Genomic DNA, 9,077 nt, shown 5'->3' on the forward strand with positions numbered 1-9,077 from the left:
TCGCGCTGAACGACCACTCCTCGTGGTCGGTCGCCCAGTCCCAGGCCGTGCAGTCGATCAACATCAGCCAGTAACCCCCGTACGACGAGGGCATGTCGGGCGGACCGCGCAGAGGGCCGGCGCGGTCCGCACCTTGCGGGGAGGAAAGGCGCACATGACGCTGCTGGGGGAGAATGCCGCAGCACTCCACGACACCGGCCCGGTGCCCGGTCCCGGGGGGATGCCGATGACGTACGAGCAGGTCGCCACGGGCGAGCTGACCGTCATCGGTCTGGAGAAGCCGATCGTGCCGCGGCTGAGCGCCGGGCTTCAACTGCACGGCGAGTACAAGGGCTCCGGGTTCACCGAGCCCAAGTACATCGCCCGTCGGGGGGACGGGCAGGTCGTGCAGCTGTCTCGGCTGCTGCACCTGGTCGTGTCGTCGATCGACGGCAGCCGCGACATCGAGACGATCGGCCACCGGGTCAGCGCTCGGTTCGGGCGCGAGGTCAGCACGGAGAACATCCGCTATCTGATCGAGACCAAGCTGGACCCGCTCGGTGTGACGGTCCCCGAGGGGCTGCGGGACGACCAGATCTCCGCGCCACGGTCGGACCTGCTGCTCGCGCTCAAGGGCCATCGTGTGCTCTTCAGCGAGCGCCGGGTGGCGAAGATCGCCCGCTCGCTGACGTGGCTGCACCACCCGCTCGTGGTGGTGGCCGTACTCGCGGGCGTCGCCGTCCTGGACGTGTGGCTGTTCGCGTTCTTCGGCGCGATCACACCCGTGCTCGAGGTCCTCGACCAACCGGTCCTGCTGCTCGTGGTGTTCGTGCTGACGGTCGCCTCACTGGTGTTCCACGAGTTCGGCCACGCCTCCGCATGCCGCTACGGCGGCGCCCGGCCGGGATGCATCGGCTGCGGACTGTTCCTCATCTGGCCCTCGATGTACACGGACGTCACCGATGTCTACCGCATCGGTCGGGGAGGGCGGCTCCGCACGGATCTCGGCGGGATCTACTTCAACGTCGTCTTCATGCTGGCTCTGGCCGGCGCGTATGCCGTCACCGGTCAGCCGTTCTTCCTGGCCGCCGTCTACCTGGGCCACTTCGAGATCCTCGAACAGCTGATGCCGGCCGTGCGGCTGGACGGCTACTACATCCTCGGCGACCTTGCCGGTGTCCCCGATCTCTACGGCAAGATCAAGCCCATCCTGCTCAGCCTGATCCCGGGGGCCAAGGGCCGCAAGGCCCGAGCCGAGGCCGCGGCGCTCAAGAAGTCGTCCCGGATCATCGTCGCCACCTGGGTGCTGACGATGGTGCCGCTCATCATCGGCGAACTCGGCTACGCGCTCTGGAACCTGCCGCGGATCACCAGCACGATGATCCGCTCGTTGACCGAGCAGATCGGGGGTACCGGCGCGGCCTTCGCGGACGGGGAGATCGCGGCGGGCCTGATGGGCGTGGTCGGCTCCATCATGTTGCTGTGCCCGATGGCGGGCGTGGTCTATCTGTCGGTGAAACTGGGCGGACGCCTGTGGCGGGGCGCCGCGAAGTCGACGGACGGCCGGCCGCGGCTGCGCGTGGCCCTGTGCGCGCTGCTTCTGACCGGGCTCGGCGGACTCAGCTACGCGTGGGTGTCGGGCATGACCCCCGAGCCACTGCCGAAGAAGCCCCCGATTGCTCCGATACTGCAGCCCGGCGTGTCACCCTCGGCACCTCCGCCCCGGTGGGCCACGACCCCGGATCCGGGCGATGCCACACCGTCGGCGGCCGTCCCGAGCGCTTCGTCCGGCACTGCGTCCCCGAACGCCTCGGACAGTCCGTCGGCCTCGGCGAGCCCGTCGGATTCCACGAGTCCGCAGCCCAGCGCCTCGGCGACGTCCTCCGCGGGCACGGCCGGGCAACCGACCGGCAGTCCCGGGACGAGTGGGCAGCCCCCGGTGTCCGGCTCGGCCGGCCCCGGCTCCGGCTCGCCCTCCGCATCGCCGTCGGCCGAGAGCCCGTCCCCACCGGAGAGTTCCAGCGAGCCGCCGGCCGGCTCGCCCACCCCCAGCACCTCCTGATCACCCCGGGCCCTGTCCCGGGGCTGAGCGGACCGGCCCCGGGCCCAGGACCGGGGCCGATCCGCTTCCGCAGGTCCGCGAGCGCAGCACGTCCCCTGTCCTGCGGAACTCCGTCCTTCGGCATCGCTTCAAACGGGAGACCCACGTGAACCAGCACCGCAAACCCCGTCCACCTTCCGGCCTCACCCAACGCGCCGTGCGGATCGGGCTGTTCGCCGCCGGAGCGGCCGGCCTCGCGACGGCCGTACCTGCACAGGCGGCGACGGGAGCGCCCCGGCACGCTGCGATGGCCATCGACCAGACGTTCACCCGCGCCGACTTCCGTCATCACACGCAGACCAAGGACTCCTTCACCGTGCGCCAGTTCGGCACGGTCACCGCCGCGACCGTGCGCAACCAGGCGAACGCGGTGGGGGTGGGCTGCTCGGTCGACGACCACTGCCGCTCGGTCGCGCTGTCCTTCCAGATCGTCACGATGGCGGGGGAGCGCACGCATCTGACGGCGGTGAACCGTGGTGACGCCGTCAACAGGTATTGCGACGGCTGCCAGACCCTCGCGGGCGCCTATCAGTTCGTCGTCTCCACCCCGCAGCCCTTCGCCCTGGACGGCGCGACCCGCAGGCGCCTCAACGACATCCATCGGCGGCTGGACGCCCTGACCCGTTCGACGCTTCCGGCCACCGAGATCAAGACGCGGGCAGACGCGCTGGCCGCAGAGGTCGACACGGTGCTTCGCGACGCGGTGGCCAACGCGCCCAAGGGCCACGAGCGGCCCAAGGTCACCCTCCACCGCCACCTCGACGGTTGGCCCGCCCACTGACCGGGCCGGCCGAGGCCCGCCGCCCCGAAGAGTCTGGGGCGGCGGGCCGCCTTGTGTGCGCTCGGCGACCGGGGGCGGTGGATCGTCCTTCTTGTTCTGGTTGTTCTGGTTCTTCGTGCCGTGAGGCGAGGCCCGGGGGCCCGGCGCCGCGTGGATTGGCCGGAGATCGCCGTGCCGGCACGGCGCCGGAGTACATACGATGCGATGGCCCGGCCTTCACAGCTCCTTCACAGGTGGCTTTCTGACATGCGCATGACGTTGAGCTCGGTATCTGATCCAACGCACTGGTCCGCGACGGCCCCGCGCCTGCGCGCGGGGTCGCACCCCCCCGGCAACCGGCGGTGCACGCCGCCGGGACACCGATGCAACGGATGGGAGAACCATGGCTGGTGGACTGCTCCTGAGCGGCGCGATAGCGGCGCTCTTCGCCACCGCACTGCCCGCGCACGACCCGTCCTCCGGGATCGTCGAACCGCCCCCGGACAGGATCGTCATCAAGATCGCCACCGTGAACGGCTCCGGTTGTCCGCAGGGCACCGCCGCGGTCGCCGTCTCGCCCGACAACACCGCCTTCACGGTGACCTACAGCGACTACCTGGCCCAGGTCGGGGCCAATGCCGACCCGACCGCGTTCCGCAAGAACTGTCAGCTCAACCTCATCGTCCATGTGCCCCAGGGCTTCACGTACGCCATCGCCGGCGCGGACTACCGCGGCTTCGCCTCCCTGCAGCGCGGTGCCTCCAGCGCGCAGAAGGCTTCGTACTACTTCCAGGGGTCGCCCAACACGGCGGCCATCACTCACCCGTTCCGCGGTCCGTACGACGACAACTGGCAGTCGACCGACGTCACGGACTGGGCGCAGCTGGTCTGGGCGCCGTGCGGTGTGCAGCGGAACTTCAACATCAACACCGAACTGCGCGTCAATGCCGGCACCTCGACGCCCGGCAGTACGAGCTTCATGACCATGGACTCGACGGACGGTGACATCAGCACCGTCTACCACCTGGCCTGGAAGGAGTGCCCCGAGTCCTGACCCACCGGCCGTCACCGGCTTCGTCCCGCCGGAGCCAGTGACGGACCGCAGGGCCGGCCCGTGCGCGTCGCCCATGTGCGCACGGAGCGTGGACGAGACGCGTCCATTTGTGGGCCAGCGGGTTGTTCATTTTTGGAGGAGGGGCTAGCGTGAGGTCATCCAAATTTGGATGACTTGGTCGTCGTCCTGTCCCGCCCCTCTTTTCTGGAGATCACTCATGACCGTCGCCGCCGAAACCGGACTGTGGCAGCTCGACCACACCGCCTCCACCGTCTCCCTGCGGCACAAGACGATGTGGGGGCTGGTCACGGTCACGGGTTCCTTCAAGGGGCTGAGCGGTCAGGGAGAGGTCAAGCCGGACGGCACCGCCCAGGGCACCGTCACCCTCGACGCCGCCTCCCTCGACACGCGGCACACCAAGCGCGACCGCCATCTGAGCTCGGCGGACTTCTTCGACGCCGACCGCCACCCCGAGATCACCTTCACGGTGCACAGCGTGGAGGCACGGTCGGACGACACGGCCCAGATCACGGGTCAGTTGACCATACGCGGCATCAGCCGGCCGCAGTCGTTCACGACGCGCGTCGCGCGGGCCGGTACGGACGCGGTCACGCTGGACGCCGAGTTCACCGTGGACCGCGAGGAGTTCGGCATGAGCTGGAACCAGATGGGGATGATGCGCGGCCTGACAACCGTCATCGCCTCCCTCCGCCTCACGCGCAGGGTGTGACGGGGCGGATCCCGTCTTTCGAAGGCGGCGGTGCGGGGCCTTCCGTACCGCCGGCCGTCAGCTCTTCCGGGCGCGCAAGGCGGCGAGCGCGCGGTCGGCGTGCACGCTCATGCGCAGTTCGCTGCGCACCACCTCCACAACCTTGCGGTCCTGGTCGATGACGAAGGTGACACGCTTGGTCGGGGTGACGGAGAAGCCGCGCCGCACACCGAACCGATCCCGGACCGACCCGTCCACGTCGGACAACAGCGGGAAGCCGAGCGTGTGGCGACCGGCGAACTCCTGCTGCCGTTCGACCGAATCGCCGCTGATGCCGACCGGTCGCGCGCCGACGGCGGCGAACTCGGCCGCCAGGTCCCTGAAGTGACACGCCTCTGCCGTACAGCCGCGGCTGAGAGCGGCGGGGTAGAAGAACAGCACGACCGGCCCGTCGGCGAGCAGCTCGGACAGCGGCCGCTGCGTACCGGTCTCGTCCGGCAGGACGAAGTCCTCGAACACGGTGCCCACTTCGACGCCCGTCATGCCGTGACCTCCGCCTTGCTCGCGATGCCGCGCGCCCACAGGACCAGGGCGCCGCGGCCCGATATTACCGGATGGTGCAACGGTGTTCCTCGGGTGGACAGCCCAGGGCGCTTCGGCCGATGTTCGAGAGTGCGTGGGGTTGGACCACGCATACTCGCCGGCTGTCCGATCGTGGTGATCGCCTTGTCGAACGGGCCGGCAGACACGTTGTACCGATACGGCGCCACGGCTTCTCTTCCAACGGCGACGACCTCCCCGGATTGCCGCCGGCGCTCGCGTGCCGGCCGCGCACCGTGGATGGGAGAGCCGCCGTCCGTCACCACCGCGCTGCATCCACTGACCGTTGGGACTGATCAACCAGTACGTGTCGGCGATTCCGCGTCATCCGTTCGGGGACTGGCATCGGCGATCGACGGGTCTCTACGATGGAGCGCCCGCCGAGCCGGTTCCGACGGCGCGGCCCGTATCTGGGGGAACGATGCAGCCTGGCAGGCAGTTGTCCACGTCGATCGATGCCACGGTGCCGACAGCCGCCCGAATGTACGACCACTACCTGGGCGGAAAAGACAATTATGCGGCCGATCGGGCAGCCTGTGAGGAGCTCGACAAGGTCGTGCCCAGCACGCGGGCGCTCGCGCTGAACAACCGCCGGTTCCTGCAGCGCGTCGTGCGCACGCTGGCGGAGGACTACGGCATACGGCAGTTCCTGGACCACGGGTCCGGACTGCCCACGCAGGACAACGTCCACCAGGTCGCCCAGCGCGTCGACCCCGCGAGCCACGTGGTCTACGTGGACAACGACCCGATGGTTCTGGTACACGGCCGCGCGCTGCTGGAGCAGGACGAGCGCACCGCGGTCATCCAGGCCGACATCCGGGACACGGAGACGATCTTCTCCCATGTCGAGACCCAGCGCCTGATCGACTTCTCGCGGCCGGTGGCCGTGCTTTTCAACTCGGTGATGCACTGCATTCCGGACAGCGACACCGAGGGGCCGCCCGCTCTGGTACACCGTGTCCTCGAACGGCTCGTGCCCGGCAGCTTCATGGTGATGTGTCAGCTCGTCAGCGAGGACCCGAAGGTCCGCGAGTTCGTCACCGACTTCATGGCCCAGGCCACGCAGGGACACTGGGGGCGCGTGCGCCAGGAGAAGGACGTCGCCACCTGGTTCGAGGGGATGGACATCCTCGAACCAGGACTGGTGGAGGTGTCCACCTGGCGGCCGGACTCGGAGGTCACGCCCCGCCAACTCACCCAGGAATGGATCGAATTCGGCGGCGTCGGCCGCATCCGCTGACACAGGGGCCCGCGGTCGGCGGTCCTGCGGTCAGCGGGGGGAATAGCGCTCCTCAAGCGTCCTCTTCAGCAGGGCCACCGACTCACGGGGGTTGAGGGCTTCGTCGGCGAGCCGGTCGAGCGCCATCCGGTACTCCTCCGTCTCGTCGCGGTCTTCCAGGAAGTTGGCGCTTCTGATGTGCTCCAGGTAGACGATGTCGGGCAGATCGCGGCCGCCGAAGCGCAGATAGGTGACCGGTATCGCCGGCGCCGATGCGTTCGTGACGTCCAGCGGCACGAACTGCAGGGTCACATGCGGGCACTGGGCCATCTCGACGAGATGCTCGAGCTGTTCGCGCATCACCTTGCGGCTGCCCAGCACGCGCATCAGGACCGACTCGTCGACGATCGCCCACAGTTGGGGAGCGTCCCGACGGAGTAGCAGTTGCCGCCGCCGCATCCGCAACTCCACCCGTCGCTCCACCTCCGGCGCCGACGCCGACGGCAGTCCGCGCTCCACCACGGCCCGGGTATAGGCGGCGGTCTGCAGCAGGCCGGGAACGTACTGGATCTCGAAGGTACGGATGGCGGCGGCCGCCTCCTGCAATCCGACCAGGCGGTCGAACCACTCGGGCATCAGCCGCTTGTCGTAGCGCTGCCACCAGCCGGGCTCACCGGCCCGCTGCAGCAGCTTGACGAGGACCGAGGCCTCGTAGTCCGCGGCGCTGTACAGCTGGAGCAGCGCTCGCACGTCGCCTTCGGTGGGCGGCTTGCGGCCCTTGCCGGCCTCGATGCGAGAGAGCTTCGCGGGGCTGAACCCGAGCGCGCGCGCCGCCTGTTCCTGAGAGAGGCCGACGTCCTCCCGCATACCGGCCAACTGCACTCCGACCAGCATCTTCAGCAGAGTCGGAGCGGGCTCCGTCCGGTTGAGATACGGTTCCAGTCGAGAGACGCGGTGGGACTCGACGGACATCCTGACTCCCAGTCGGTCGGCAGACAACAGGGCAGCATTATCGCACTCGACCGGTCCCTGCCGCATGTGCCGACAGCAATGTGCCGTCCGGAGTCGTCACACCAGATGGTCGAACTCCCCGTCCTTCGCTCCGGCCAGGAAGGCGGCCACTTCTGCGAGCGTGTAGATGAGCGCGGGCCCGTCCGGGTCTCGCGAGTTGCGCAGCGCGACCGCACCGTCGGCCAGGGCCGCCACCTCGACGCAGTTACCCTCGGCATTGCTGTGCCGGCTCTTGACCCAGCGGGCGTCCAATGCGCTGGCCCGCACTCCGTTTGGCACTGAAGGCACCACAGTCTCCTTGCTCACGTTCTGGCACAGGGCCGCCGGTCCACGTGGGACGCAGCGCACCCTCTGGGGCCCCCTGATTCTTCTACCCATCATGCAATTTCCCATGCAATTGCACGATGGTGCTGACAGTGTGGATAATAGCCGGGGCGCCAATCGCAGGACTGACGCCGCACACTGACTTCGCATCGGGAAGAGGACGACCCCCGGGGCTTGGCCCCCACACTGTCTGCGGGGAGCTGAAATGACCACACCACTGAAGGACTTGGGGTACGTGCCGTGGGAGACCATCAAGGATTCCAGCGGGTCCGCGGAGGCCATCCCCATCCTGCTCCACAGTCTCGCCTGGGGTGACGAACCCACCGCCCAAGCTGCCTTCGGCGACCTGAGGGAACGAATCTGCCAGTACGGCTTCGTGGTCGACCAGGCGACGGCCGCCACGGTTCCGTTCCTGTGGGAGCTCGCCCGGCTTCCCCAGGTGACCTGCCGCGTGCAGATCGTTCACCTGCTCAAGAACATCGCGGACGCCCGGCAATGGGAGAGTACGGCCACCACCTACCCCAAGCTGCTCAACTACCACCACGACTATGTGGGTTGGGAGCGACAGGCCCGCCGCGCCGTCCATGCCGACCAGGGGGTCCTGCGTCAGCTGCTTTCCGAGCCGGATGTCGAGCTCGTCGAAGCCGCGACCGAACTCGCCTCCACACTCGCGGCCTGACGGAGCGAAGGCTTGCACGTGATGCGGCCCGGCGAGACTGCGCGACGGGACACTGCCGCATGCGTGGGTGGTCGCCGCGGTCCGGCGCGGGGGATCGACGAAGGTCCGGATCGGCCCTGAACGGCCCCCGGGGCAGGGGTATTCGCAGCCCCACACCCACCGGAGAAGGGAGCCACGTGACCATCGAGGGACCGTGGACGTACGAACCGGGCAGCGGTCACGTCGAGGGACAGGATCTGGCTGGCTTCACCGTCGAGGTCAAGGACGGATCGTAGGGCGCGTCGACCGGCAGGGCGACGGGCCGGGCATGCGGCATCTGATCGTCGACACCGGGGTGCGGGCTTTCGGAAAGAGCGTGCTCTTCCCCGCGGGTGTCGTCGGCGTCATCGACAGCGATGGGCGGCAGATCACGTCGGCGTGCTCGAACTGCCCCAGGGCGGGTACCGGATGCACCGCCGGCCGTGCTCCGGAAGTGATCAACATCTCGCCGCCCGCGCGGTTCCCGGTGGCGATTCCGGCACCAAGTACCGTTCCTAATCAGTGAGCGGGGGTGAGTCTTGGACCCAAACCGGCTCATCTGGCGCATCCCGAACGGTTGTGGATGCGCTGGTCGCCCGCGTTCGCTCCGCATCCGGCGACAT

Annotated in this window: 9 protein-coding genes; 6 read left to right on the plus strand and 3 right to left on the minus strand. The window is 68.8% G+C overall.

Going from position 1 to position 9,077, the window contains the following annotated elements; all coding sequences use genetic code 11:
- Window positions 1-154: 154 nt before the first annotated feature.
- The 4 genes from VXC91_RS39335 to VXC91_RS39350 all read left to right on the plus strand — a co-directional run bounded on the left by VXC91_RS39335 (window position 155) and on the right by VXC91_RS39350 (window position 4,624).
- Window positions 155-2,041, plus strand: coding sequence for a hypothetical protein (locus VXC91_RS39335; protein WP_329512157.1), 1,887 nt, complete (start codon window positions 155-157; stop codon window positions 2,039-2,041).
- A 145-nt stretch (window positions 2,042-2,186) separates the two neighbouring features.
- Window positions 2,187-2,861, plus strand: a complete 675-nt coding sequence (locus VXC91_RS39340; protein ID WP_329512158.1) for a hypothetical protein — start codon at window positions 2,187-2,189, stop codon at window positions 2,859-2,861.
- Window positions 2,862-3,243: 382 nt separating this feature from the next.
- A complete protein-coding gene (locus VXC91_RS39345) occupies window positions 3,244-3,894 on the plus strand; it encodes a DUF4360 domain-containing protein (protein WP_329512159.1) in 651 nt (216 codons plus the stop codon).
- Window positions 3,895-4,111: 217 nt separating this feature from the next.
- Window positions 4,112-4,624 carry a YceI family protein gene (locus tag VXC91_RS39350; RefSeq protein ID WP_329512160.1) on the plus strand — a complete coding sequence of 171 codons (513 nt, stop codon included), beginning with the start codon at window positions 4,112-4,114 and terminating at the stop codon, window positions 4,622-4,624.
- 57 nt (window positions 4,625-4,681) lie between these two features.
- Here the strand turns inward: VXC91_RS39350 and VXC91_RS39355 are convergent, their stop codons facing one another.
- Entirely contained in the window at window positions 4,682-5,146 is a 465-nt protein-coding gene (locus VXC91_RS39355) for a peroxiredoxin (protein ID WP_329512161.1), read from the minus strand.
- Between the two features lie 478 nt (window positions 5,147-5,624).
- On the opposite strand from VXC91_RS39355, the gene VXC91_RS39360 reads away from it, so the two are divergent.
- Window positions 5,625-6,443: an SAM-dependent methyltransferase gene (locus tag VXC91_RS39360; RefSeq protein WP_329512162.1), complete on the plus strand. Its 819-nt coding sequence runs from the start codon at window positions 5,625-5,627 to the stop codon at window positions 6,441-6,443.
- Window positions 6,444-6,473: 30 nt separating this feature from the next.
- Here VXC91_RS39360 and VXC91_RS39365 read toward each other — a convergent pair whose 3' ends face one another.
- Both VXC91_RS39365 and VXC91_RS39370 read right to left on the minus strand, forming a co-directional pair.
- Window positions 6,474-7,394 carry a helix-turn-helix domain-containing protein gene (locus VXC91_RS39365; RefSeq protein WP_329512163.1) on the minus strand — a complete coding sequence of 307 codons (921 nt, stop codon included), beginning with the start codon at window positions 7,392-7,394 and terminating at the stop codon, window positions 6,474-6,476.
- Window positions 7,395-7,490: 96 nt separating this feature from the next.
- Window positions 7,491-7,721 carry a DUF397 domain-containing protein gene (locus tag VXC91_RS39370; protein WP_329512164.1) on the minus strand — a complete coding sequence of 77 codons (231 nt, stop codon included), beginning with the start codon at window positions 7,719-7,721 and terminating at the stop codon, window positions 7,491-7,493.
- A 241-nt stretch (window positions 7,722-7,962) separates the two neighbouring features.
- On the opposite strand from VXC91_RS39370, the gene VXC91_RS39375 reads away from it, so the two are divergent.
- On the plus strand, window positions 7,963-8,436 hold the full coding sequence (locus VXC91_RS39375) for a hypothetical protein (RefSeq protein ID WP_329512165.1): 474 nt from the start codon (window positions 7,963-7,965) through the stop codon (window positions 8,434-8,436).
- Window positions 8,437-9,077: the final 641 nt, after the last annotated feature.

This window comes from Streptomyces chiangmaiensis, from assembly GCF_036281785.1.
Lineage (GTDB): Bacteria > Actinomycetota > Actinomycetes > Streptomycetales > Streptomycetaceae > Streptomyces > Streptomyces chiangmaiensis.